Source organism: Xanthomonas graminis pv. graminis (assembly GCF_030168915.1).
In the GTDB taxonomy this organism is placed as follows: Bacteria; Pseudomonadota; Gammaproteobacteria; order Xanthomonadales; family Xanthomonadaceae; genus Xanthomonas_A; species Xanthomonas_A translucens.
In genome coordinates this window covers 2,517,179-2,541,354 of sequence record NZ_CP076255.1, presented here as the reverse complement: position 1 = coordinate 2,541,354, position 24,176 = coordinate 2,517,179, and the positions used below count along the sequence as shown (strand labels likewise).

Sequence of the window (24,176 nt, the reverse complement as noted above, 5' to 3'; positions counted from 1 at the left end):
CCGAGTGTAACAGAATAAACTGCCTGATGACTTCCCCCCCGATCCCTCCCAAGCCGCGCGATGTCGCGACCAGCGCGGTGCGCATTCTCAAGGTCCCGGAAGACAGGGCCGGACAGCGCGTCGACAATTTCCTGCTCGGCCAGCTCAAGGGCGCCCCGCGCAGCCTGATCTACAAGCTGATGCGCAGCGGCCAGGTCCGGGTCAACGGCGGCCGCACCAAGGCCGAGCGCAAGCTGGAGGCCGGCGACGAGGTGCGCATCCCGCCGGTGAAGCTGCACGAGGAGGGCGAGAAGACCGCGCCGCCGGACGCGTTCATGGCCCGGCTGGAGGCGGCGATCGTCTATGAGGACGCGCGGCTGCTGGCGCTGAACAAGCCGTCCGGGGTCGCCAGCCATGGCGGCAGCGGGATCAGCTTCGGCGCGATCGAGACCCTGCGCGCGTTGCGCCCGAACCAGTCGCTGGAACTGGTGCACCGGCTCGACCGCGACACCTCCGGGCTGCTGATCGTGGCCAAGAAGCGTTCGGCGCTGACCGAGATGCAGGCGCTGATGCGCGAGGACGACCGGGTCGAGGGGCGTGGCATCAGCAAGCGCTACCTGACCCTGCTGGTCGGGCGCATGCCCGACGGGGTGATGAGCGTGGACGCGCCGTTGCACATCGGCCTGCGCCAGGGCGGCGAACGCCATGTGCAGGTGAACGCGGGCGGCAAGGAATCGCTGAGCCATTTCCGGGTGCTGGAGCGGCGCGGCGGGCATTCCTATTGCGAGGTGCGGATCGAGACCGGCCGTACCCACCAGATCCGCGTGCATGCCCAGCACCTGGGGCATGCGGTCGCCGGCGACGACAAGTACGGCGATGCCGCAGTCAACAAGCGCCTGCGCGAGCAGATCGGGCTCAAGCGCCTGTTCCTGCATGCCGCGTCGCTGGAATTCACCCTCGATGGTGGCAAGACCCCGTATCTGCTGAATGCGCCGCTGGCCGACGAGCTGGCCGAGGCGCTGAGCCGCCTGGGCGGCTGAACCACGCGCGGCCGAGCAGCGCTGCCGCACGCCGCCCGGCCCATGCCGTCTACCCGTTGTGCTTGTCGTGCTCGTGGTGCGGCTCGGAGTGCGCTTGCGCCGGTCGCGGCGCCGGGCGCGGCTCGGCCGCGCGCATCGGCTGCTGCCGCGGCGGCGCGATCCGGGCCATGTGCTGCTCCTGCATAGGCGGACGCTGCTGTTCCTGTCGCGGCATGGCCTGAACGCGCTCAGGGAACTGCCGCATCGGCGCCTCCCGGTGCGCGGGGGCCTGCTGCTGGGCAGTGAAGGCGGCGAACTGGTGCGGCGCCTGCCGTGGCGGTTCGGACTGGGCGAATCGGGCCTGCTGCGCGCGCGCATCCTCACGGTGCGGTGCGGGCATGGACAGCGCATGCGGCGGCGCTGCATGCGCCATGTGCATGTTGCCCATCGGCATCGGCATCGGCGCGTTGGCGTGTTGCGCCTGCGGCATGTCGCGGTGTTGCGTTGCGGCGGTGTTGGCCATTGCCATGGCGTGGCGGGGATCGCTGGCGGACATCGGCATCGGCGCGTGCAGCGATTGCGCGAATGCCGGCTGCGCACGCGCATCGTGGGCAGCATCCCTTGCGTTCTGGCCGCCCAGCCCTGGCAGCGGCGCGCGCTGCGCGGCGTTCGCGACGACCGGACGGCCCGGTTGCAGCATCCGCTCATTGAAATGCGGTGTGGACAGCTGCGCATAGTCGAGCGCGTGGCGTGGCGCCGCCGCCCGCGCGAACTGCGGCGCGGGGCCGTGCAGGTTCTGCGCCAGATGCGGCGCCAGTGCCGCGGCCGCCGCCGCCGCAGGCATCGCCGCCAGCGCCGCCAGCGCCGCCTGCTGCGGGAAGCTGCGGTTGTCGTTGTGCACGAAGCGGCGCGCGTCGATCCGGTTGTTGCTGATGTTATTGGTGATGTTGTTGTTGATGATGGTAGTGCGCGGCGCGTAGACGCGGTTCTGGTAGACCACGTAGTGCGGCGCCGAGGGCGGGGCGTTCCAGTTCATGCCCCAGCTGTTCCAGCCCCAGGGGTGCCAGGCCGGTTCCGGTTGCAGCCAGCCCAGCGGACCGTGGTGGCGGTGCTCCAGCGCGTCGCCGACCAGCACGCCGACGCCGAAGGAGATGATGCCGGCGGTGACCAGATCGCCTTCGCTGTAGTAGCGCGGGTGGTAGCGGTACTCGCGGTAGACGTCGACCGGTGCGCCGTAGACCACGTCCGGATCGTAGCGCGGCACATAGACCACATCCGGCTGCGCCGGTTCGATGACGATGGTCTGGCGCGGCGGCGGGATCCGCTCGTCTGCATAGGCCGGTTCCACCACCGTGCGTTGCACCACCTGCACCCGTTGCTGCGGCGTGCTGCGCAGGTGGCCCTGCGCCTGCGCGCGCCCGCGCATGACCTGGATCGCGTCGAGCACTTCGTTGGGGTCGTGCGCATAGGCATCGCCGAGCGCGCGGGTCCAGTCGCCGTTGCTGGCCAACTGCTCGATCACGTCGGGAAACGCGGTCAGCGCCTTGACGCTGGGATCCCATGGCTGCGCCGCGGCCGCCTTCAGGCGATCGGTCGCGGCCAGGCCGCTATTGCTGCGCAGCCAGCCCTGGGCGTCGCCGACCTGGTCCGGATACACCGAGGCGGCCAGGGTCTGCGCCAGCAGCTTGTCGGGGAACAACGCGATCGGTGCGACCAGCTTGTACAGCTGCTCGGCGCTGGGCGGCACGTAGGGGGCGGGCGCGGGTGCGGCGGCGGTCGCGGCGGCCGGGGCTGCTGTTGGCGACGGCTGCTGCTGGCACGCGCTCAGCGCCAGCATGCTCGCGGCGGTGACCAGCGCCAGCGCCAACTTCGTTGATGGCAGGGAGCGGATATCCATGCGGCACCTTTGCGACTGTCGTTCGTGAAGTTGCGTGCAGGATGCTCTGTGTTGCATGTCTGCAAGCTTTCTGCGAAGCGCCGCGACGCCGGTCGCGCCAGCGTCCGTTCAGACAGGCCGCCTTCGCCGGCTCAGGGCGTGGTGGACAGGCGAAACAGCACCAGGCTCAGCGCCAGCGTGGCCATGCCGGCGACCAGTCCGTACACGGTTTCGTGGCCCTTTGCGTAGCGCTTGGCGGCCGGCAGCAGTTCGTCCAGCGCCAGGAACACCATCACCCCGGCGATGACGCCGAACACCGAGCCGAAGATCGCCTCGGACAGGAACCGCGACAGCGCCACGTAGCCGATGATCGCGCCGATCGGCTCGGCCAGCCCCGACAGCAGGCTGGCGGCGAAGGCGTAGGACTTGCGTCCGGTGGCGTAGTGCACCGGTACCGCGATGGCGATGCCTTCGGGAATGTTGTGCACGGCGATCGCGAACGCCAGCGGCATGCCCACGGTGGGGCTTTCCAGGGTGGCGAAGAAGGTCGCCAGGCCTTCCGGGAAGTTGTGCGCGGTGATCGCCACCGCGGTCAGCAGGCCGACGCGCTTGACGTAGGCGCGGTTGTCGGCGCGGAACAGCGGGTCATGGGCGTTGAGGCTTTCGTGCGGATTGGGCACCAGCCGGTCTATCACCATGATCAGCGCCATGCCGGCCAGGAACGCCAGCGTGGCATAGGCGTAGCCCAGGCGCGGATCGAACGCGTGGCTGAAGGCGGCGACCGACTTGCCGAGGATCTCGGTCAGCGACACGTACACCATCGCACCGCAGGCGAAGGCCAGGCCGAAGGCGAGCAGGCGCGGATTGGGGCCTTTGGTGAATAGCACCAGTACGCTGCCCAGGCCGGTGGCCAGACCGGCGGCCAGGGTCACCGCCAGGGCGACCCAGACGTTGTGCGACGGAATATCCAGCATGCGCCAGGCGGCTCCTGTGTGCAGACGGCGATGAGAGCGGGCGCGAGGCTGGCGCAGTGTGAAGGCGGCGCCGCGCCGCGATCGGCACTGCGCGCGCAAGCGGCCTAGCGGCCGCGCTCAGTTGGCGTGGTGCGCCTGCGCGTCGAGTGCGAAGCAGCGGTCCGGCCGCGGCTGCGGCGGGTTGAAGTTGACCGGCACCTGGATCGTGCGCGGCACCGCCTTGCCGTCGCGCGTGGCGGGGTTGAAGATCCACTCGCGTACGCGCTGCTGCGCCGACGCGTCGAGCTTGGGCTGGCCGCTGCTGCTGACCAACTGCACGTCGGTGGGCTTGCCCTGCACGCCGACCACCACGCTCAGCACCGCCTTGCCGCCGAGTCCGGCGCAGGCCAGTTCGATCGGGTAGTCCGGCGGCGGGGTCTGCACCGCGGCGACTTCGGTCGGCGCGGTAGCCTCGCGCTGGGTCTGCGCTTGTTCGGACTTTCCGCAGCCGCCGAGCAGCAGCAAGGCGGCGAGCGGCAGGCAGGTGGCGGTGAGGATGGAACGGCGGGATGCGGCAGGCATGGGGGTCATTCCGATAGGGCCGAGGCTTTGGCGGCGCAGATGAAGTCGTTTTCGCTGAGGCCGCCGACATCGTGGGTGGAATAGTGCACCACCACGCGGTCGTAGTGCACGCCCAGGTCGGGGTGATGGTCTTCGTGGTGCGCGATCCAGGCCAGCGCGTTCACGAACGCCAGGGTGCGGTAGTAGTCCGGGAAGCGGAACGTGCGGCTGATCGCCATGCCGTTCTCGACCAGCTCCCAGCCGGGCACCTGCGGCAGCAGTTCGGCCAGGCGCGCCTGGGTGAGCTTGTATTCGCTGCCCTTGCAGGGCGCGCAATGGGCCTGCGCGAGCGGGATCAGGTCGTTCATGTCGGGGTCTCCGCGGCGTGGCGGCTGAACGTGCCGCCGATGGGGAAGGGTCGCGATGAGCCGGTCGCGTGGAAGCGCTAGAATAACCGCATGATCCAGATCTCCGACAACGCGCAGACCCATTTCCGCAAACTGCTCGAACGCGAGGCCGTGCCCGGCATGGGCGTGCGCCTGAGCGCGGTCGATCCCGGCACCGCACGCGCCGACGCGCGGCTGGAGTTCGCCGAACCGGCGGACCTGGCCGGCGACGAATGGGCGATCGACTGCGCCGGCTTCACCTTGTATGTGGCCGCCGACAGTGTCGGCTGGCTGGATGGCGCCGAGATCGACTACGTCACCCAGGGCACCGGCCAGCAGTTGACGATCAAGGCGCCGAAGATCAAGGGCGAGGCCCCGGGCGAGGCCGCCTCGCTGGTCGAGCGGGTGCGCTGGGTGGTCGAGAACGAGGTCAACCCGCAGCTGGCCCAGCATGGCGGCCGGGTGGCGGTGCAGGAAGTGTCGGCCGAGGGCGTGGTGCTGCTGCGCTTCGGCGGCGGCTGCCACGGCTGCGGCATGGCCGACGTGACCCTGAAGCAGGGCATCGAGAAGACGCTGATGGGGCGCGTACCGGGCATCACCGCCGTGCGCGACGCCACCGACCACGACAGCGGCAGCGCCCCGTACATCCCGCGCGACTCCGCGGCCTGATTCCTTCGCCACGCCGGTGACGCGCGCCGCCGACATCCTCGACGCGTTGTTGGCGCGCTCGCCGCGCAAGCTGCTGCGCGATCGCCGCGGCAGCCTGCCGTACGGCTGGGCGCACTGGATCTCCTCGCAGCCGGCCGTGCCGCGCCCGTTCGTCTGCTCCGAGTTGCTCGCGGCGCTGCCGCAGCCGCTGCCGGCAGCGACGTCGCGGCTGCCCGCACTGAGCCCGTGGCAGGCGTTCCGCCGGCTGTGGTGGCAGGACTGGGATCCGGCACCGTACGACCAGCGCTGGTGGCGGCGGATCGCGGCGCTGGTCAGCCTGGCCTTGCACTTGCTGTTCGCGCTGTTTCTGCTGTGGGTCGCCTTCGTGCGCTGGTTGCCGCCGCGTCCGGACGCGGGCGAGGCCGGGCGCGTGCAGGTGGAATTCGTCGGTCGCGGCACCCAGGCCGACACCGGTGGCGGCGCGGCGGCGCACGATGCCGCGGCCGCCGCGCAGCAGGCTGCAGCGGCAAGTGCGCAGCGAGCCGCGGCGACGACTGCCGCCACGCAACCTAAGACCGCCACGGCGGCGCCTGCCACCTCCGCCGCAGCGGCTGCAAGCACCGCGCAGGCCGTGACCAGCCAACCGCCTGCGCCGCCGGAGCAACCGCTGCAGGTCACCGAGACTGCGCAGCCGAGCAGCGATTTCGTGCTGCCGCCGCCCAGCGTGCGCGAACCGACCCTGACCCTGCGCGAGATCGCGCCGCCGAGCGTGCAAGTGCCGGAGCGCGAAGTCGACGTGGTCACCGAGATTCCGACGGTGGCGCCGCTCCGTCCGCGCGAACTGCCGGTGCCGCGCGCGCCCGAGCCGCAACTGCAGGTGCGCGAGCGCGAAGTGCCGGCACCGTTGCCGCAGGTGCAGGTGCAGGTGCAGGTGCAGGTGCCGATGCCGCAGATCCGCGCGCGCGACCCGGCACCGACGCTGCGTACGCCGGAGGCGCCGCAGGTGCGGCAGATCGAACTGCCGACCCCCGCCACGGTGGCGACGCCGACGCCGGCAGCAGCTGCTGTGCAACCAGAGGCGACGGCAAACACGCCGGCGGCCAGCACGGCCACGGCGCAGACGCCGGCCCAGGCCAGCACCATGGCGCAGGGCAAGGCCCAGACGCGAACGCCGACCGGCAGCGGGGCCGCGCCGCCGGGTAGCCAGGCATCCGCACCGGGCAGCGGTCCTGCGGCGGTCGCGCACGACGGCGGCTGGGCGACGCCGCAGCGCGGCGACGACTGGGGCGCATCGGCGCGCAACCGCGCCGGCGACGCCGGAGCCGGCGCCAGCCCGCGCAATGGCATGTTCAACGCCGATGGCGGCGTGCGCGTGCCCGGTGGCGAGGGGCAGGGCAAGGCGCCGACGCGCGGCGCGCCGGGAAGCGAAACCGACAGCTGGTCGCGCGACCAGATCGCCAATGCCGGGCAGTGGCTCAAGCGTCCGCCCTACGACTACACGCCGACCTCGTTCGACAAGTACTGGTTGCCGAACGCGACGCTGCTGGAAGAGTGGGTGCGGCGCGGCATCAAGAGCGTCAACATCCCGATTCCCGGCACCAGCAGCAGCATTTCCTGCGTGGTCTCGATCCTGCAGCTGGGCGGCGGCTGCGGCATCACCGATCCGAATCTCAACGACCAGCCCGCCAGCGCGCGGCCGCCGCCGGCGGTACCCTTCAAGCCGGGCCTGCAGGACGACAACGGCAGCGTGAAGTAGGTAGCGGCAGCGGCGCATCTGCACGGTGGAGCCGACAGCGATCCGCCAACATGCAGACGCCTGGATCCTGTAGGAGCGGCTTCAGCCGCGACAGGCGTTACCGATAGATTCTGTCGCGGCTGAAGCCGCTCCTACAGGACGCGCGGCCGAAGCGGTGCGTGCACTGCCCGGCACCTGGCGCCGGCTACGCCGCGTCTGCCGCACGCACTGGCGGCAAGACGCCGGCGCACGCGGTCACTTCAGCCCGTGCAGATCGCGCAGCTGGGTGGCGCGCGAGCCGAAGTACGCGGCCAGATCGGCGACGTCCTGGTCGCTGAGCGGCGCCGCCTGCGGGGTCATCAGCGGGTGCTGGCGATCGCCGGCGCGGTAGGCCTGCAAGGCATGCGCGACGTAGTCGCCGTACTGGCCGCCGAGCTTGGGATAGCTCGGGTCGATCGGCGCGTTGCCGTCGGCGCCGTGGCAGTCGATGCAGCTCTGCCCGGTGGCCTTGCCCTTGGCGTGGGCCAGTTTCTCGCCGGCGGCGACGCGCCCGCCGGGCAGGCCGGCGGACGAGCCGGAACCGTGCTCGCCGCTGGCGTGGCCGGGGTCGCCAGCAGACTGGCTGGTGGATTCCACCTGCGATTGCGAACACGCCCCCAGGCACAGGGCAGCAAGCAGGACGATGGCGGGACGCAATGCGTGCGCGGCTTTCGGCATGAGATGGCTACTTGAGGGTGGTCAGGTAAGCGGCGATGTCGGCGATGTCCTGGTCGGAGAAGCTCTCCGCCTGGGCCTGCATGGTCGGATGCTTGCGTTTGCCGAGCCGGTATTCGCTCAGTGCCTGGGTCAGGTACTGCGCCGACTGGCCGCCGATCTTGGGGACCCGGTAGCTCGGATAGGCGTTCTTGTAGCCGGTCACGCCGTGACAGCCCTGGCAGGTATAGGTCAGCAGCCTGCCGTTGTCGGCATTGCCGGCGACGGCTGCGGCTGGAGCGGCAGCGGCGGGCGCCGGCGCGGTCTGCGCCACGGCCGGGGCGACCCCGAGAGAAACGAGTACGGCCAAAGCAAAACAAGCGGCTAGCGGCTGCGTGCGCATGGTTTCGTGGTCCGGAGGACGGGACTGGGCGTTCCGGCGTGGGGGAACACGGAACGACCCGAGTATAGCCTGGCCTTTCGCGGCTCCGAAACAGGCCCTGGCAATCCTCCACGCTGCACCACGCGGGGGGGCATGACCTTTGGCTCATTCACCTGAGCGTCATCAGGTGATCTACTTACCTACAACACCATTCACGCCATCCGCCAAGGACACGACGATGACGCGATATTCCACGCGCCGACGCACCGCCAGCTGCGCCGCCGCGCTGTTGATCACCTCCACACTGCTGCTCGGCGGCTGCAAGCCGGCGGCCGGCGATGCGCAGGCCAAGGCCAAGCAGGCCGAGAAGGCGCCCGACGCGGTGCCGGTCGAGGTGGCCAAGGTCGGCCGGCGCGCGGTGGCGGCCAGCTACAGCGGCACCGCGGCGCTGGAGGCGCGCGCCGAATCGCAGGTGGTGGCCAAGACCTCCGGCGTGGCGCTGGCGGTGCTGGCCGAGGAAGGCCAGCAGGTCCGCGCCGGGCAGCCGCTGGTGCGGCTGGACCCGGACCGCGCGCGGTTGGCGGTGGCGCAGAGCGAGGCGCAGCTGCGCAAGCTGGAGAACAACTATCGGCGCTCACAGCAATTGGTCGGCCAGCAGCTGGTCAGCGCCGCCGATGTCGATCAGATCAAGTACGACCTGGCCAACGTGCGCGCGCAGCACCAGCTGGCGTCGCTGGAACTGTCGTACGCGACGGTGGTCGCGCCGATCTCCGGGGTGATCGCGTCGCGTTCGATCAAGACCGGCAACTTCGTGCAGATCAATACGCCGATCTTCCGCATCGTCGACGACTCGCGCCTGGAAGCCACGCTCAACGTGCCCGAGCGCGAGCTGGCCACGCTCAAGGCCGGGCAGCCGGTGACGCTGCTGGCCGATGCGCTGCCGGGCAAGCAGTACCTGGGCAAGGTCGATCGCATCGCGCCGGTGGTGGATTCGGGCAGCGGCACGTTCCGCGTGGTGTGTGCGTTCGAGGAAGGCGCCGAAGCCTTGCAGCCTGGCATGTTCGGGCGCATCCGCATCGACTACGACCAGCGCGCCGATGCGCTGGTGGTGCCGCGCCTGGCGCTGCTCGACGACGGCGAGCCGGCGGTGTTCCGGGTCAGTGCCGGCAAGGTGACGCGGGTACCGGTCAAGCTGGGCTATGCCGAAGGCCCGTGGGTGGAGATCCGCGGCGGCCTGCAGCCCGGCGACCAGGTGGTCACCGCCGGCAAGGTCGCCTTGCGCGACGGCAGCCGCGTGCAGGTGATCGCGCCGCAACGCGAGGTCGCCGAGGTTGGCGGCGGCGCCGCGGTCGGAGCGCACTGATGACCAGCGCCGGTTCCGATCACGGCAGCGATCCGCACGACCACGCGCCGCCCGGTGTGCGCGGCGGCGGGCTGGTCGAATTCGCCACGCGCCGCCGCGTCACCATCGCGATGGCCACGGTCACGTTGCTGCTGTTCGGCGTGATCGCGCTGAACAGCCTCAAGGTCAATCTGCTGCCCGACCTGAGCTATCCGACCCTGACCGTGCGCACCGAGTACACCGGCGCGGCGCCGTCGGAGATCGAGACGCTGGTGACCGAGCCGGTCGAGGAAGCGGTCGGCGTGGTCAAGAACCTGCGCAAGCTCAAGTCGGTGTCGCGCACCGGGCAGAGCGACGTGGTGCTGGAGTTCGCCTGGGGCACCAACATGGACCAGGCCAGCCTGGAGGTGCGCGACAAGATGGAGGCGCTGCAACTGCCGCTGGAAGCCAAGGCGCCGGTGCTGCTGCGCTTCAATCCCTCCACCCAGCCGATCATGCGCCTGGTGCTGGCGAGCAAGGCGACGCCGGCCAGCGACGCCGATGCGGTGCGCGCGCTGACCCAGCTGCGCCGCTATGCCGACGAAGACCTGAAGAAGAAGCTGGAGCCGGTGGCCGGCGTGGCCGCGGTCAAGGTCGGCGGCGGGCTGGAAGACGAGATCCAGGTCGATATCGACCAGCAGCGGCTGGCGCAGCTGAGCCTGCCGATCGACAACGTCATCACCCGGCTCAAGGAAGAGAACATCAACATTTCCGGCGGGCGCCTGGAACAGGGTTCGCAGCGCTACCTGGTGCGCACGGTCAACCAGTTCGCCGACCTGGACGAAATCCGCAACCTGCTGTTGACCACCCAGGGCGCGGGCAGCAGCGCCGCCGATTCGGCGATGCAGCAGATGTATGCGATCGCCGCCTCGACCGGTTCGGAAGCGGCGCTGGCTGCGGCCTCGGCGGCGCAGAGCGCCTCGTCCAGTGCCACCACCACCATCGCCAACGGCATGCCGGTGCGGCTGAAGGACGTGGCGCAGGTGCGCCAGGGCTACAAGGAGCGCGAGGCGATCATCCGCCTGGGCGGCAAGGAAGCGGTGGAGCTGGCGATCTACAAGGAGGGCGACGCCAATACCGTGTCCACCGCGGCGGCGCTGCGCAAGCGCCTGGAACAGCTGCAGGCGCAGATCCCGCCGGACGTGGAGCTGACCACGCTGGAAGACCAGTCGCGCTTCATCGAACACGCCATCGGCGACGTCAAGAAGGACGCGGTGATCGGCGGCCTGCTGGCGATCCTGATCATCTTCCTGTTCCTGCGCGATGGCTGGAGCACGTTCGTGATCGGCCTGTCGCTGCCGGTGTCGATCGTGGCCACGTTCTTCTTCATGGGCCGGCTCGGGCTGAGCTTGAACGTGATGTCGCTGGGCGGCCTGGCGCTGGCCACCGGGCTGGTGGTGGACGATTCGATCGTGGTGCTGGAGAGCATCGCCAAGGCGCGCGAGCGCGGCCTGAGCATCCTCGATGCGGCCATTGCCGGCACCCGCGAGGTCAGCATGGCGGTGGTCGCCTCGACCCTTACCACGATCGCGGTGTTCCTGCCGCTGGTGTTCGTCGAGGGCGTGGCCGGGCAGCTGTTCCGCGACCAGGCCTTGACCGTGGCGATCGCCATCGCGCTCTCGCTGGTGGTGTCGATGACCCTGATCCCGATGCTCAGTTCGCTGAAGGGGCGCCCGCCGCTGGCGTTCCCGGCCGAACCGGAGCAGCCGCACTGGCAGCCGCAGCGCGGCTGGCTGAAGCCGGTGGCGTGGGGCCGGCGCGGCGCCGCGGCGGCGGTGCGCGGCGCGTTCTTCGGCGCGGCGTGGCTGCTGGTGCGGCTGTGGCGCGGCGGCGTGGCGGTGATCGCGCCGGTGATGCGCAAGGCCAGCGACCTGGCGATGGCGCCGTATGCGCGCGCCGAACGCGGCTATCTGCGCTTGCTGCCGGGCGCGCTGGCGCGGCCGTGGCAGGTGCTGGGCCTGGCCGCGCTGGCGTTCGCGGCGACGCTGGCGGTGCTGCCGATGCTCGGCGCCGACCTGATCCCGCAGTTGGCGCAGGACCGCTTCGAGATGACGGTGAAACTGCCGGCCGGCACGCCGTTGCGGCAGACCGATGCGCTGGTGCGCGAACTGCAGGAAACCCATGGCAAGGACGCCGGCGTGCAGGCCCTGTATGGCGTCAGCGGCAGCGGCACCGGGCTCGATGCCAGTCCCACCGAAAGCGGCGAGAACATCGGCAAGCTGACCATCGCCATGGCCGGCGGCGGCAGCGCGCAGTTCGAGGCGCAGCAGACCGAGCGCATGCGCGCGACGATGCGCAAGCATCCCGGCGTGCAGGTCGGTTTCAGCCGCCCGGAACTCTTCAGCTTTTCCACGCCGCTGGAAATCGAGCTGCGCGGGCAGGACCTGGAGACCATCCAGCACGCCGGGCAGAAGCTGACCGCGATGTTGCGCGGCAACGGCCACTACGCCGACGTGAAATCGACGGTGGAAGAGGGCTTCCCGGAAATCCAGATCCGCTTCGACCAGGAACGTGCCGGTGCGCTGGGCCTGACCACGCGGCAGATCGCCGACGTGGTGGTGAAGAAGGTGCGCGGCGACGTCGCCACCCGCTACAGCTTCCGCGACCGCAAGATCGACGTGCTGGTGCGCGCGCAGCAGAGCGATCGCGCCAGCGTCGACAGCATCCGCCGGCTGATCGTCAATCCCGGCAGCAGCAAGCCGGTGACGCTGGATGCGGTCGCCGACGTGGTCGCCACCACCGGGCCCAGCGAGATCCACCGTGCCGACCAGATCCGCGTGGCGATCGTGTCGGCCAACCTGCGCGACATCGACCTGGGCGGCGCGGTGCGCGAGGTGCAGGAGCTGGTTGCGCGCGAACCGCTCGGCGCCGGCGTCGGCATGCACATCGGCGGGCAGGGCGAGGAACTGGCGCAGTCGGCCAGGTCGCTGCTGTTCGCGTTCGGCCTGGCGATCTTCCTGGTGTATCTGGTGATGGCCTCGCAGTTCGAATCGCTGCTGCACCCGTTCGTGATCCTGTTCACCATCCCGCTGGCGATGGTCGGCGCGGTGCTGGCGCTGCTGCTGACCGGCAAGCCGGTGTCGGTGGTGGTGTTCATCGGCCTGATCCTGCTGGTCGGGCTGGTGACCAAGAACGCGATCATCCTGATCGACAAGGTCAACCAGCTGCGCGAGGACGGCTTGGCCAAGCGCGAGGCGCTGATCGAAGGCGCACGCTCGCGCTTGCGCCCGATCATCATGACCACGCTGTGCACGCTGTTCGGCTTCCTGCCGCTGGCGCTGGCGTCGGGCGAGGGTGCCGAAGTGCGCGCGCCGATGGCGATCACCGTGATCGGCGGCCTGCTGGTGTCCACGCTGCTCACGCTGGTGGTGATCCCGGTGGTCTACGACCGCCTGGATCGTCGCGCCGACGGCTACTACGCCGAGCGCGGGCAGCGCGCGCGGCGGCGTCTTGAAGGGCTCGGCCACGGCACTGGCACGGGCGAACCGGCATGAGCGTCGCCGAGTTCAGCATCCGCCGCCCGATCACCACCATCATGTGCTTCGTGTCGCTGGTGGTGGTCGGCTTGATCGCGGCGTTCCGGCTCCCGCTGGAGGCGCTGCCGGACATCTCGGCGCCGTTCCTGTTCGTGCAGTTGCCGTACACCGGCTCGACCCCGGACGAGGTCGAGCGCAACCTGGTGCGGCCGACCGAGGAAGCGCTGGCGACGATGACCGGGATCAAGCGCATGCGCTCGACCGCCACCGCCGACGGCGCCAACATCTTCATCGAGTTCTCCGATTGGGACCGCGACATCGCCATCGCCGCCTCCGACGCGCGCGAGCGCATCGACGCGATCCGTGCCGACCTGCCCGACGACCTGCAGCGCTACCACGTGTTCAAGTGGTCCAGCAGCGACGAACCGGTGCTGAAGGTGCGCCTGGCCGGCGCGGCCGACCTGACCGGCGCCTACGACATGCTAGACCGCGAGTTCAAGCGGCGCCTGGAGCGGATTCCCGGCGTGGCCAAGGTTGAGGTGTCCGGCGCGCCGCCGAACGAGGTCGAGATCGCGATCGTCCCCGACCGGCTCAGCGCGCACAACCTCAGCCTCAACGAGCTCAGCGAGCGCCTGGGCAAGCTCAATTTCTCGCTGTCGGCCGGGCAGATCGACGACCACGGCCAGCGCCTGCGGGTGCAGCCGGTCGGCGAGCTGCGCGACCTGCAGGAACTGCGCGACCTGGTCATCGACCCCAAGGGCTTGCGGCTGGGCGACATCGCCGACATCCGGCTGAAACCGACCCGGATGAACTACGGCCGGCGCCTGGACGGTCGCCCGGCGGTGGGCCTGGACGTGTACAAGGAACGCAGCGCCAACCTGGTCGATGTCTCGCGCGCGGTGCTGGCCGAGGTCGAGCAGATCCGCACCCAGCCGGCGCTCAGCGACGTGCAGGTCAAGGTCATCGACAACCAGGGCAAGGCGGTTACCTCGTCGCTGAGCGAACTGGCCGAGGCCGGCGGGGTCGGCCTGCTGCTGTCGGTGACGGTGCTGTTCTTCTTCCTGCGCCACTGGCCCTCGACGCTGATGGTGACCCTGGCGATCCCGATCTGCTTCACCATCACCCTGGGCTTCATGTACTTCGCCGGAGTCACCCTCAACATCCTGACCATGATGGGCCTGCTGCTGGCGGTGGGCATGCTGGTGGACAACGCGGTGGTGGTGGTGGAGAGCATCTACCAGGAACGCGAACGCATGCCGGACCAGCCGCAGCTGGCGTCGATCATCGGCACCCGCAACGTGGCCATCGCGCTGTCGGCCGGCACCCTGTGCCATTGCATCGTGTTCGTGCCGAACCTGTTCGGCGAGACCAACAACATCAGCATCTTCATGGCGCAGATCGCCATCACCATCTCGGTGTCGCTGCTGGCCTCGTGGCTGGTGGCGGTGAGCCTGATCCCGATGCTGTCCGCGCGCATGCGCACGCCGGCGCTGGTGCGCTCCGAGCGCGGCCTGATCCCGCGCCTGCAGCGCCGCTATGCGCGGCTGCTGCGCTGGTCGCTGGCCCACCGCGGCTGGAGCGTGGCGGCGATCGCGCTGATCGCCGCGCTCAGCGTGGTGCCGATGCTGCAGACCAAGAAGGACATGTTCGGCGGCGACGGCGGCGAGCAGATCTTCATCGGCTACCACTGGAAGGGGTCGTACACGCGCGAGCAGCTGTCGGCGGAAGTGGCCAGGCTGGAACGCTTCATCGACGCGCGCCGCCAGCGCTACCACGTCACCCAGGTGTATTCGTGGTTCAGCGAGGTGGAAGGCAGCAGCACCACGCTGACCGTGGACCTGAAGCAGGTGCGCGACCTGCCGGCGCTGATCGAGCAGATCCGCAAGGAGCTGCCGCGCTCGGCGCTGGCCGACTACAGCGTCGGCAGCAATGGCAACGGCGATGGGCAGGGCAGCGGCGCGCAGAGCGTGCAGGTGCAACTGGTCGGCGATTCCACGCAGACCCTGCGCGCCATCGCCGACGACGTGGTGCCGCTATTGGCGCGGCGCAAGGAACTGCGCGACGTGCGCGTGGACGCCGGCGACCGCAGCAGCGAGCTGGCGGTGCGGGTGGACCGCGAGCGTGCGTCGGCGTTCGGCTTCGATGCCGAGCAGGTCGCCAGCTTCGTCGGCCTGGCGCTGCGCGGCGCCTCGCTGCGCGAATTCCGCCGCGGCGACACCGAAGTGCCGGTGTGGGTTCGCTTCGCCGGCGCCGAGCAGACCACGCCCGAAGACCTGGACAGCTTCAACGTACGCACCAAGGACGGGCGCAGCGTGCCGCTGTTGAGCCTGGTGGACGTGCAGACGCGACCGGCGGCGACCCAGATCGGACGCACCAACCGCCAGACCACGCTGACCATCACCGCCAACCTCGGGGTCAAGGTCACCCCGGCCGAGGCCAAGCAGGCGATGGAGGACACGCTGAAGGGCGTCAGCTTCCCGGCCGGCTACCACTACAGTTTCGATGGCGCCGACGGCCAGGACGAGGACCAGGCCGGCAAGCAGATGCTGTTCAACCTGCTGATCGCGCTGCTGATGATCTACGTGGTGATGGCCGCGGTATTCGAATCGCTGCTGTTCCCGGCGGCGATCATGAGCGGCGTGCTGTTCTCGATCTTCGGCGTGTTCTGGCTGTTCTGGCTCAGCGGCACCAACTTCGGAATCATGGCCTTCATCGGCATCCTGGTGCTGATGGGCGTGGTGGTGAACAACGGCATCGTGATGATCGAGCACATCAACAACCTGCGCCGGCGCGGAATGGGCCGCACCGAAGCGCTGGTGGAAGGCTCGCGCGAGCGGCTGCGGCCGATCATGATGACCATGGGCACGGCGATCCTGGCGATGGTGCCGATCTCGTTGACCACCACGCAGATGTTCGGCGACGGCCCGGCCTACTATCCGATGGCGCGTGCCATCGCCGGCGGCCTGGCATTTTCCACCGTGGTCAGCCTGCTGTTCCTGCCGACCATCTACGCGATCCTCGACGACCTCAGCGGCGGCGTGGCGCAGTTGGTGCGCCGCGCCCACGGCGGCCGTGGTGTTGCGGTGCCGCAGGTGTCCTGACAGGGAGATGTGCCGCGCGCCGCAATGGCTGGCGCGCCGTCGCCTGCTGCATCGCGCGGAAAAACCTGTGGGAGGGGCTGAAGCCCCTCCCACAATGTTCAACATGCAATGGGGCAGGGCGCATGGCCCTGCCGCCGCGGCGCGCTCAACCGGCCAGCTTGCCGAAGATGCGGAAACCCGCCAGCCACACGCCGATCATGCTGCCGAGGTTGGTCAGCAGGAAGGTCAGCACCACCCGCGAGACGCGGTTGCGGTACCAGCCGCGCAGGTTCTGCGCGTCGTCGCGCAGCGCCAGGAAGTCGCCGTACGCCGGCTTGCGCATGTGCACCTCGACCAGCGCGCTGAACGCACCGGCCGGCACGCCGGGGCGGAACGGCTTCAGCGGCGCGGCGATGGCGCCGGCGATGATGCTCAGCGGATGGCCGCCGGCCAGCAGGCAGCCCAGCCCGGCCAGGCCGCCGGTGAACAGCACCCATTGCAGCAGCAGATCGGTGCCCAGCGCGAAGCCGCCGCGCCAGTAGCCCCAGGCCACGCCGCCCAGCACCAGCGCGGTCAGGGTCAGGGTGATCCACGGAACCTTCTTCTTGGTCGGCACGTCTTCCAGCGCCTTGCGCAGCGTGGCCGGATCGTCCTGGTCGTCCTGCAGGTGCCTGGCCAGGCCGGCAAGATGGCCGGCGCCGACCACCGCCAGCACGTCGCGGATGCCCTCGGCGCGTGCGGTCTCCAGATAGTCCGGGGCCGCGATCGGCGTCTGGCTGGGCGCCCTGCGCTGCGCGTGTTCCTCGCGCAGGCGCGTGGCCATGTAGCGGTCGCGCTCGGCGATGATGGTGTCGTACAGCGCCGGGCTTTCGCTGGCGAAGTCGCCGAAGCTGGCCTCGAGCATGTCGCCCTGCTTGAGCTTCTCGATCTCTGCCTCGCCGACCTCGTCGGAGGCGAACAGGCCGCCGAGCAGGCCGCTGCCGAGCTTGAGCTTGCCGAACAAACCAAGCCGGCCGGAGGCGCGCTTGAAGGTCAGCCCGACCTCGCGGTCGATCAGGTACACCGGCAGTTGCCGTTCGCGCGCCAGCAGCACCGCGCGCTTGAGTTCGGCGCCGGGTTCGATCCCCAGTTGTTCGGCCAGACGCCGCTGGTAGGCGGCCAGCGCCAGGTTCGCCGCGAACAATGCGACCCGGCCCTTGCGGATCACCTGCACCAGGTCGAGCTTGGTCAGCGCGTCCGGGTCGGTCAGCGCCTGCAGCCGTTGCGGGTCCAGTTCGACCGCGACCGCATCGAAGCGGCCGCTGTCGATCGCGCGTTCCACCGCGGCGACGCTGGCCAGCGACACATGCGCGGTGCCGAGCAGGGTGTAGCGCACGCCATCGCGCTCGACGATGCTGTACGGCTGGCCTGCGAACAGCGCGTCGTCGCCGGCCTGGGAAAGTTCGTTCATTCCATCACTCATCGGAGGGCGCCTGATCGGCGCCGGGGTGCGGCAGGTAGTGCATCTGCTGCCTGTGCAGCGGCTCAGTCGATGTAACGCTTCAGCAGGTCGCCATAGGCGTCGATGCGGCGGTCGCGCAGGAACGGCCAGATCCGCCGTACGTGCTCGCTGCGCTGCAGGTCCACGTCGCAGACCAGCACGGTCGGTTCGGCGCCGGCTTCGGCGATGAACTCGCCCTGCGGGCCGAGCACGTGGCTGTTGCCCCAGAACTGGATGCCGGCCGCGCCGACCACGCCATCGGCCGCGAGCGGCGAGGCTTCGTGGCCGACCCGGTTGCAGCTGAGCACCGGCACGCCGTTGGCGACGGCATGGCCGCGGTGGCTGAGGATCCAGGCGTCGCGCTGGCGCTCCTGCTCGGCCTGCGCATCGCTGGGATCCCAGCCGATCGCGGTCGGATACAGCAGCAGCTCGGCGCCGGCCAGCGCCATCAGCCGCGCCGCTTCCGGATACCACTGGTCCCAGCACACCAGCACGCCCAGGCGCCCGACCGAGGTCTGGATCGGGGTGAAGCCGAGGTCGCCCGGGGTGAAATAAAACTTCTCGTAGAAGCCCGGATCGTCCGGAATATGCATCTTGCGATACTTGCCGAGCAGGCGGCCGTCCTTCTCGAACACCACCGCGGTGTTGTGGTACAGGCCGGCGGCGCGGCGCTCGAACAGCGACGCGACAAGTACCACGCCATGGCGCCTGGCCAGCGCGCCGAGGCGCTCGGTGCTCGGGCCGGGGATCGGCTCGGCCAGATCGAATTCGTCCACCGACTCGTGCTGGCAGAAGTAGGCGCCATTGTGCAGTTCCTGCAGCAGCACCAGCTGCGCGCCTTGCGCCGCGGCCTCGGCCACGCGCGATTCGATGACCGCCAGATTCGCCGCGGCATCGCCATGGTTGCGCTCCTGGATCAGCGCGACGGAAAGAGTGTTTCGGCTCATTGCGGAAGGATCGTCGGCGAAAGCGCGCATGGTAACGCGGATGGCGCTGCGGCAGGTTCCCGGCAGATGAATCCCGCCCGGCGCGCTGCGGCCATGTTCCGGTGGCTCGGCGTCGGAGACGCCAGCGCCATGCGGCGCCGAATCCGGTCCGTTGCCGGAGTTCCACCGAGGGATCGGAATTCCGGCGTTCTGCCGCCATCGCCGCCTCGGGAGCGATGTCCTTCGGCGGCGCGCATGCCGATTGCTGCGGGTCGATGCGACCCAGCGAACGCCTGCCGTCGTTGTGTCCGCCTTCGATCAGCGAACGCGGATCAGGCCGCCAGTACGCCCTCGGGCAACTGCATGGTGATGCAATGCAGGCTGCCGTTCTGCCAGATCAGCGCGCGGCACGGAATCGGCACGATCTCATGCTGCGGGAACGCCTGCGCCATCACCGCCTGCGCCTGCGCATCGGCGGCATCGCCATAGGCCGGCATCAACACCGCGCCGTTGACGATCAGGAAGTTGGCGTACGAGGCGGCCAGGCGCCGGCCGTGATCGAGCACCGGCTGCGCCCACGGCAGCGGGAACAGCCGGTACGGGCGGCCATCGGCGGTACGCAGCGCCGCCAGTTCGGCGCCCATCGCCTGCAGTTCGGCGTAGTGCGAATCGCTGGCGTCGTCGCAGGCCTGGTAGACGATCGCGTCTTCGCTGGCGAAGCGGGCGAGGGTGTCGATATGCGCGTCGGTGTCGTCGCCTTCCAGGTAGCCATGGTCCAGCCACAGCACCCGCTGTTGCGCCAGCCAGTCGGCCAGGTCATGGCTCAGCGATTCGCGCGCGCGCTGCGGATGGCGTTCGTGCAGGCACTGCCAGGTGGTCAGCAGGGTACCGGCGCCGTCGCTGTCGATCGCGCCGCCTTCCAGCGCGAAATCGATGCTGCGCACATCGCTGTCGGCAAACAGCCGCTGCGCCGCTAGCGCGCTCACCAGCTGGTCGTCGCGGCTGGCCTGGAACTTGCCGCCCCAGCCGGTGAAGCGGAAGTCCAGCAACTGGAAACCGCCGCCGGCGCGGGCCAGGGTGATCGGGCCCGAATCGCGCAGCCAGGTGTCGTCGTACTCGGCCTCGACGAACCGCACGCGCTGCATGTCCACCCGCGCCGAGCGCAGCCGCGCCTCGGCGTAGATCTGCAGGTCGGCATCGGCGACGCAGATCAGCACGCGCTGATAGCGCACGATCGCCGCGACCAACGCGATATAGGTCTCCTCGACCTCGGCCAGGCGCTCGGCCCAGTCGGTGCCGGCATGCGGCCAGGCGATCAGGATGGCGGACTGGGGCTCCCATTCCGCGGGAAGGCGAAGGCGATCAGTCATTGCGACCATTACTCACGTGTTGCCCGCCGAAGCCAGGCTGTTATTTAAATCCCCGCACATGGATGTGCGGGCTTTTGCGAGGGATTCGCATACCGACTCGCACTACCGAATCGCAGGCTTCGGCCCAACCTCGTTGGCATCGGCCTTGTTGGCCACCACATCCACCACCTTGTGCTTCTCGAAGTACACGGTGAAGGCCGGATACACCCAGCGGTTGATGGTCGGCCACTGCCGCTTCTGCCCGCCGCGCGGTTCCAGCTTCGACTGCGGGGCGCCGTAGCGCGACTCGACCTCGCCCATGCTCAGCCCGCGCGCCGGCATCGCCGCCACGGGTTCCTGCTTGACCCGCTCCACCAGCAGGGTCTCGGCGTGGGCGACCGCGGCCAGGCCCAGGACGAGCAGCAGCGGCAGTGCGGACAGACGGTGCTTCATCACGGTGTGCTCCCCAGAGGACGAACGGCGATTACAGCAAATTTCTGCAACAAAAAACCGCCCGAAGGCGGCTTTCGTCGATGACCCGCAAGCGTGCGCGCGGTGCCGCAGGGCGGGCCGTCGTCGGATCAGCGCTGGCGAGCCTTGAAACGCGGGTTCGTCTTGTTGATCACAAAGACCTTGCCGCGGCGGCGGACCACCTTGCAGTCGCGGTGACGGGCCTTCGCCGACTTCAGGGAGGACAGGACTTTCATGGCACACCTCGGCGTAAACTTGTGGATTAGAGAAGGAGACGGCGTGGCGAAACCACGTCGCTGGATCAGTAAGCCGGCGAGTATAGCCTGGTTTTCTTCATGGTTTCAACTGCTTGCGCCAGCCAGGCCGGCGCCGGGGCTACAATGCGCGGCCCCCCGTCCGAGGAACCGCATGAACGACCCCGCTCCCGTCCTGACCATCGATGGCCCTTCCGGGGCCGGCAAAGGCACCGTCAGCCGCATCGTCGCCGCCAAGCTGGGCTGGCATTACCTGGATTCGGGCGCACTGTACCGGGCGGTCGGGGTGGCCGCCAGCTGGGCCAACCTGGACATTTCCGACGCCGCGGCGCTGGTGCGCTGCACCTTCGATACCCATGTCAGCTTCGAGGACCTGGCCGGCGGCGGCCTGCGGGTCAGGATCAACGAGGTCGACGCCACCGACGAGCTGCGGCTGGAGACCACCGGCGCGGTGGCCTCGGCGATCGCCGCGATCCCGGAGGTGCGCTCGGCGTTGAAGCAGCGCCAGCGCGCGTTCCGGCGCCTGCCGGGGCTGGTCGCCGACGGCCGCGACATGGGCACGGTGATTTTCCCGGACGCCCCATACAAGGTGTTTCTGACCGCCAGCGCCGAGGAGCGCGCCATGCGCCGGCATAACCAGTTGAAGGAAAAAGGAGTTTCCGTTATATTTGACGACCTGCTGCGCGAGATCATGGCCCGCGACGCACGCGATGCCCAACGTTCGGTGGCGCCCCTGAGGCCGGCAGACGATGCCGTTCTCCTCGACACCACCGGCATGGACATCGAACAGGTGGTCGGCCGCGTCCTGGAATTGCTGCCCGCCTGAGGGTCGCGCCGGGAGTAGGGCAGCAGCATGGCGCCGCTTCGGTGTCAGCCAGGCGAGTTGCACCGCAGTGCGCTTCACCCGTAATGCCGCAATACCGTTGTTCCACGCTCCGCCGCGCAATGTCGCGCTGCGGTTTTTCCCATTTCACACCCGGCCGCGGTTTGGGCCGACTAACCAGGTGGGCAGTTCGCCGTTTCCAGAAGAAACGCCCTGTCCGTGTGTCCACGAGAGTAATTTCAAAATGACCGAATCTTTTGCCGAACTGTTCGAAGCCAGTCAAACCAATCTGGCCAAGCTGAAGCCGGGCTCCATCGTCACCGGCGTCGTCGTGGAAGTCCGCGGCGACGTGGTGGTGATCAACGCCGGCCTGAAGTCCGAAGGCATCGTGCCGATCGAACAGTTCCGTAACGACGCTGGCGAGATCGACGTCGCCGAAGGCGATCTGGTCAAGGTCGCCCTCGACTCGCTCGAGAACGGCTTCGGCGAAACCGTGCTGTCGCGCGAGAAGGCCAAGCGCGCGATGGTGTGGGACGAGCTGGAAGAAGCGTTGGAAAAGAACGAGACCATCACCGGCCGCATCAGCGGCAAGGTCAAGGGTGGTTTCACCGTGGACATCAAGGATGTCCGCGCGTTCCTGCCGGGTTCGCTGGTCGATGTGCGCCCCGTGCGCGACCCGGCCTACCTGGAAGGCAAGGAGTTGGAGTTCAAGCTCATCAAGCTGGACCGCAAGCGCAACAACGTGGTGGTCTCGCGTCGTGCGGTGGTCGAGAGTGAGCACTCGGAAGAGCGCGAGCAGCTGATGGACAAGCTGCAGGAAGGCGCGATCCTGAAGGGCGTGGTCAAGAACCTGACCGACTACGGCGCGTTCGTGGACCTGGGCGGCATCGACGGCCTGCTGCACATCACCGACATGGCCTGGAAGCGCGTGCGCCATCCGTCCGAAGTCGTGAACGTCGGCGACGAGCTGGACGTGCGCGTACTGAAGTTCGACCGCGAGCGCAACCGCGTTTCGCTGGGTCTGAAGCAGCTGGGCGAGGATCCGTGGGACAACATCGCGCGTCGCTACCCGGCCAACAGCCGCGTGTACGGCAAGGTCTCCAACGTCACCGATTACGGCGCGTTCGTCGAGATCGAGCCGGGCGTGGAAGGCCTGGTGCACGTGTCGGAAATGGATTGGACCAACAAGAACGTCAACCCGTCCAAGGTCGTGCAGGTCGGCGACGAGGTCGAGGTCATGGTTCTGGACGTGGACGAGGAGCGTCGCCGCATCTCGCTGGGCATGAAGCAGGTTGCCGCCAATCCGTGGGAAACCTTCGCTGCCACCCACAAGAAGAACGACAAGGTGTCCGGCCAGATCAAGTCGATCACCGACTTCGGCATCTTCATCGGCCTGGACGGCGGCATCGACGGCCTGGTGCACCTGTCGGACATCAGCTGGAACACCACCGGCGAAGACATCGTGCGCAACTTCAAGAAGGGCGACACGCTGGAAGCGGTGGTGCTGGCGGTGGATCCGGAGCGCGAGCGCATCAGCCTGGGCGTCAAGCAGCTGGAGCAGGATCCGTTCGGCCAGTACATGGCCGCCAACCCGAAGGGTTCGAAGGTCGAGGGCGTGGTCCGTGAAGTGGACGCCAAGGGCGCCACCATCGACCTGGCCGACGGCATCGAGGGCTACGTCGCCGCGCGCGACATCGCCAACGAGCGCGTCGACGATGCGACCCAGCACCTGAAGGTCGGCGACAAGATCGAAGCCAAGTTCGTGGGCATGGACCGCAAGGGCCGCACCCTGCAGCTGTCGATCAAGGCCAAGGACGATGCCGAAATGCGCGAAGTGCTGGAGGAATACCAGTCCGCGTCGGGCGGCACCACCCAGCTGGGCGCGCTGCTGCGTGCGCAGTTGAACGGCAATAAGTCCGAGTAATCCGCCACACGCAGCGTTTCTGTCACGGCCCGGTCGATCCGGGCCGTGCCGGGTTGTACCCCCATCGCACGAAGCCTTAATGACCAAGTCCGAACTGATCGAAATCCTGGCGCGCAAGCAGGCGCATCTGAAGGCGGACGACGTCGATCTGGCGGTGAAATCGCTGTTGGAGATGATGGGCGGTGCGCTGTCCGGCGGGGACCGCATCGAGATCCGCGGTTTCGGCAGTTTTTCCCTGCATTACCGGCCGCCACGCCTGGGACGCAATCCCAAGACCGGCGAGTCCGTCGCGCTTCCCGGCAAGCACGTGCCGCATTTCAAGCCAGGCAAGGAATTGCGCGAACGCGTCAGCGGCGTCGTTCCGGTCGAGTCCGACACGCCCTGATACGCCCCGCGCCTGTCCCGCTGCGTCCCGGACTTTTCCGGAACCCACGCCGGTTCGGCTAATCTAGTGTCTCCCGGCGCTGGAGAGTTTCATGAAAATTGCCCGTCTGCTGCTATTGCTGCTGTTCCTGTTGGCCGGCCTGGTCATCGGATCGCTGAATTCGCAGCAGATCGTCATCAATTTCGGTTTCACCGGCATCAGCACCACCTCCGGTATCGCGATCATCGTCTCGTTGTTCGCCGGCGTGGTGATCGGCGCGGCACTGCTGCTGGCCACGTTGGTGATCCCGCTGTACGCCAAGCTGCGCCGCGCCAACAAGGCCGCGATCGCCGCTGCCGCACCGGCCGTCGCGCCGGTACCGACCTATCCCCCGCCTGTGGACGGACGCTGATCTT

21 protein-coding genes are annotated in these 24,176 nt (G+C 68.9%); 10 read left to right on the top strand and 11 right to left on the bottom strand.

What is annotated here, in order from left to right:
* Window positions 1-26: 26 nt before the first annotated feature.
* Window positions 27-1,019, top strand: a complete 993-nt coding sequence (locus KHF85_RS10955) for an RluA family pseudouridine synthase (RefSeq protein ID WP_003474753.1) — start codon at window positions 27-29, stop codon at window positions 1,017-1,019.
* Between the two features lie 49 nt (window positions 1,020-1,068).
* Here the strand turns inward: KHF85_RS10955 and KHF85_RS10950 are convergent, their stop codons facing one another.
* The 4 genes from KHF85_RS10950 to KHF85_RS10935 form a co-directional block, all read right to left on the bottom strand.
* Window positions 1,069-2,895: a DUF3300 domain-containing protein gene (locus KHF85_RS10950; RefSeq protein ID WP_284566710.1), complete on the bottom strand. Its 1,827-nt coding sequence runs from the start codon at window positions 2,893-2,895 to the stop codon at window positions 1,069-1,071.
* A gap of 131 nt (window positions 2,896-3,026) precedes the next feature.
* Window positions 3,027-3,848 (bottom strand): zinc transporter ZupT, encoded by an 822-nt coding sequence (gene zupT, locus KHF85_RS10945; protein ID WP_284566709.1) that lies wholly within the window; start codon window positions 3,846-3,848, stop codon window positions 3,027-3,029.
* Window positions 3,849-3,965: 117 nt separating this feature from the next.
* Entirely contained in the window at window positions 3,966-4,409 is a 444-nt protein-coding gene (locus KHF85_RS10940; protein ID WP_284566708.1) for an energy transducer TonB, read from the bottom strand.
* 5 nt (window positions 4,410-4,414) lie between these two features.
* Entirely contained in the window at window positions 4,415-4,756 is a 342-nt protein-coding gene (locus tag KHF85_RS10935; protein ID WP_284566707.1) for a 4a-hydroxytetrahydrobiopterin dehydratase, read from the bottom strand.
* Window positions 4,757-4,846: 90 nt separating this feature from the next.
* Here KHF85_RS10935 and KHF85_RS10930 point away from each other — a divergent pair, with 90 nt between their 5' ends.
* The gene (locus KHF85_RS10930) at window positions 4,847-5,443 is read left to right on the top strand and encodes an NfuA family Fe-S biogenesis protein (RefSeq protein WP_003468698.1); all 597 of its coding nucleotides are present in this window, start codon (window positions 4,847-4,849) and stop codon (window positions 5,441-5,443) included.
* Between the two features lie 16 nt (window positions 5,444-5,459).
* On the top strand, window positions 5,460-7,178 hold the full coding sequence (locus KHF85_RS10925; RefSeq protein ID WP_284566706.1) for a hypothetical protein: 1,719 nt from the start codon (window positions 5,460-5,462) through the stop codon (window positions 7,176-7,178).
* Window positions 7,179-7,412: 234 nt separating this feature from the next.
* Here KHF85_RS10925 and KHF85_RS10920 read toward each other — a convergent pair whose 3' ends face one another.
* A complete protein-coding gene (locus KHF85_RS10920) occupies window positions 7,413-7,874 on the bottom strand; it encodes a c-type cytochrome (RefSeq protein WP_053835751.1) in 462 nt (153 codons plus the stop codon).
* Window positions 7,875-7,881: 7 nt separating this feature from the next.
* Window positions 7,882-8,253 (bottom strand): c-type cytochrome, encoded by a 372-nt coding sequence (locus KHF85_RS10915; protein ID WP_284566705.1) that lies wholly within the window; start codon window positions 8,251-8,253, stop codon window positions 7,882-7,884.
* Between the two features lie 217 nt (window positions 8,254-8,470).
* On the opposite strand from KHF85_RS10915, the gene KHF85_RS10910 reads away from it, so the two are divergent.
* The 3 genes from KHF85_RS10910 to KHF85_RS10900 are packed head-to-tail and all read left to right on the top strand — an operon-like array spanning window position 8,471 to window position 16,190.
* Window positions 8,471-9,595, top strand: a complete 1,125-nt coding sequence (locus KHF85_RS10910) for an efflux RND transporter periplasmic adaptor subunit (RefSeq protein ID WP_064538055.1) — start codon at window positions 8,471-8,473, stop codon at window positions 9,593-9,595.
* Window positions 9,595-13,107: an efflux RND transporter permease subunit gene (locus KHF85_RS10905; protein WP_284566704.1), complete on the top strand. Its 3,513-nt coding sequence runs from the start codon at window positions 9,595-9,597 to the stop codon at window positions 13,105-13,107. The genes KHF85_RS10910 and KHF85_RS10905 overlap by 1 nt, the downstream gene beginning before the upstream one ends.
* Window positions 13,104-16,190, top strand: a complete 3,087-nt coding sequence (locus KHF85_RS10900) for an efflux RND transporter permease subunit (protein ID WP_284566703.1) — start codon at window positions 13,104-13,106, stop codon at window positions 16,188-16,190. Before KHF85_RS10905 ends, KHF85_RS10900 begins: the two co-directional genes overlap by 4 nt.
* Before the next feature lie 145 nt (window positions 16,191-16,335).
* On the opposite strand, the gene KHF85_RS10895 is transcribed toward KHF85_RS10900, so the two are convergent.
* The 5 genes from KHF85_RS10895 to ykgO all read right to left on the bottom strand — a co-directional run bounded on the left by KHF85_RS10895 (window position 16,336) and on the right by ykgO (window position 20,631).
* Window positions 16,336-17,631 (bottom strand): TraB/GumN family protein, encoded by a 1,296-nt coding sequence (locus KHF85_RS10895; RefSeq protein WP_409976611.1) that lies wholly within the window; start codon window positions 17,629-17,631, stop codon window positions 16,336-16,338.
* 62 nt (window positions 17,632-17,693) lie between these two features.
* A complete protein-coding gene (locus KHF85_RS10890; RefSeq protein WP_284566701.1) occupies window positions 17,694-18,596 on the bottom strand; it encodes a carbon-nitrogen hydrolase in 903 nt (300 codons plus the stop codon).
* A 311-nt stretch (window positions 18,597-18,907) separates the two neighbouring features.
* Window positions 18,908-19,945, bottom strand: coding sequence for an agmatine deiminase family protein (locus tag KHF85_RS10885; RefSeq protein WP_284566700.1), 1,038 nt, complete (start codon window positions 19,943-19,945; stop codon window positions 18,908-18,910).
* Window positions 19,946-20,047: 102 nt separating this feature from the next.
* Window positions 20,048-20,377 (bottom strand): hypothetical protein, encoded by a 330-nt coding sequence (locus KHF85_RS10880; protein WP_284569525.1) that lies wholly within the window; start codon window positions 20,375-20,377, stop codon window positions 20,048-20,050.
* A gap of 128 nt (window positions 20,378-20,505) precedes the next feature.
* Window positions 20,506-20,631 (bottom strand): type B 50S ribosomal protein L36, encoded by a 126-nt coding sequence (ykgO, locus tag KHF85_RS10875; protein WP_003468676.1) that lies wholly within the window; start codon window positions 20,629-20,631, stop codon window positions 20,506-20,508.
* 172 nt (window positions 20,632-20,803) lie between these two features.
* On the opposite strand from ykgO, the gene cmk reads away from it, so the two are divergent.
* The 4 genes from cmk (at window position 20,804) to KHF85_RS10855 (ending at window position 24,172) form a co-directional block, all read left to right on the top strand.
* Window positions 20,804-21,475, top strand: a complete 672-nt coding sequence (cmk, locus tag KHF85_RS10870) for a (d)CMP kinase (RefSeq protein WP_284566699.1) — start codon at window positions 20,804-20,806, stop codon at window positions 21,473-21,475.
* A 241-nt stretch (window positions 21,476-21,716) separates the two neighbouring features.
* Window positions 21,717-23,396, top strand: coding sequence for a 30S ribosomal protein S1 (gene rpsA / locus KHF85_RS10865; protein WP_003468672.1), 1,680 nt, complete (start codon window positions 21,717-21,719; stop codon window positions 23,394-23,396).
* 79 nt (window positions 23,397-23,475) lie between these two features.
* Window positions 23,476-23,781 carry an integration host factor subunit beta gene (locus KHF85_RS10860; protein ID WP_003468670.1) on the top strand — a complete coding sequence of 102 codons (306 nt, stop codon included), beginning with the start codon at window positions 23,476-23,478 and terminating at the stop codon, window positions 23,779-23,781.
* A 91-nt stretch (window positions 23,782-23,872) separates the two neighbouring features.
* Window positions 23,873-24,172, top strand: a complete 300-nt coding sequence (locus KHF85_RS10855; protein ID WP_053835760.1) for a LapA family protein — start codon at window positions 23,873-23,875, stop codon at window positions 24,170-24,172.
* Window positions 24,173-24,176: the final 4 nt, after the last annotated feature.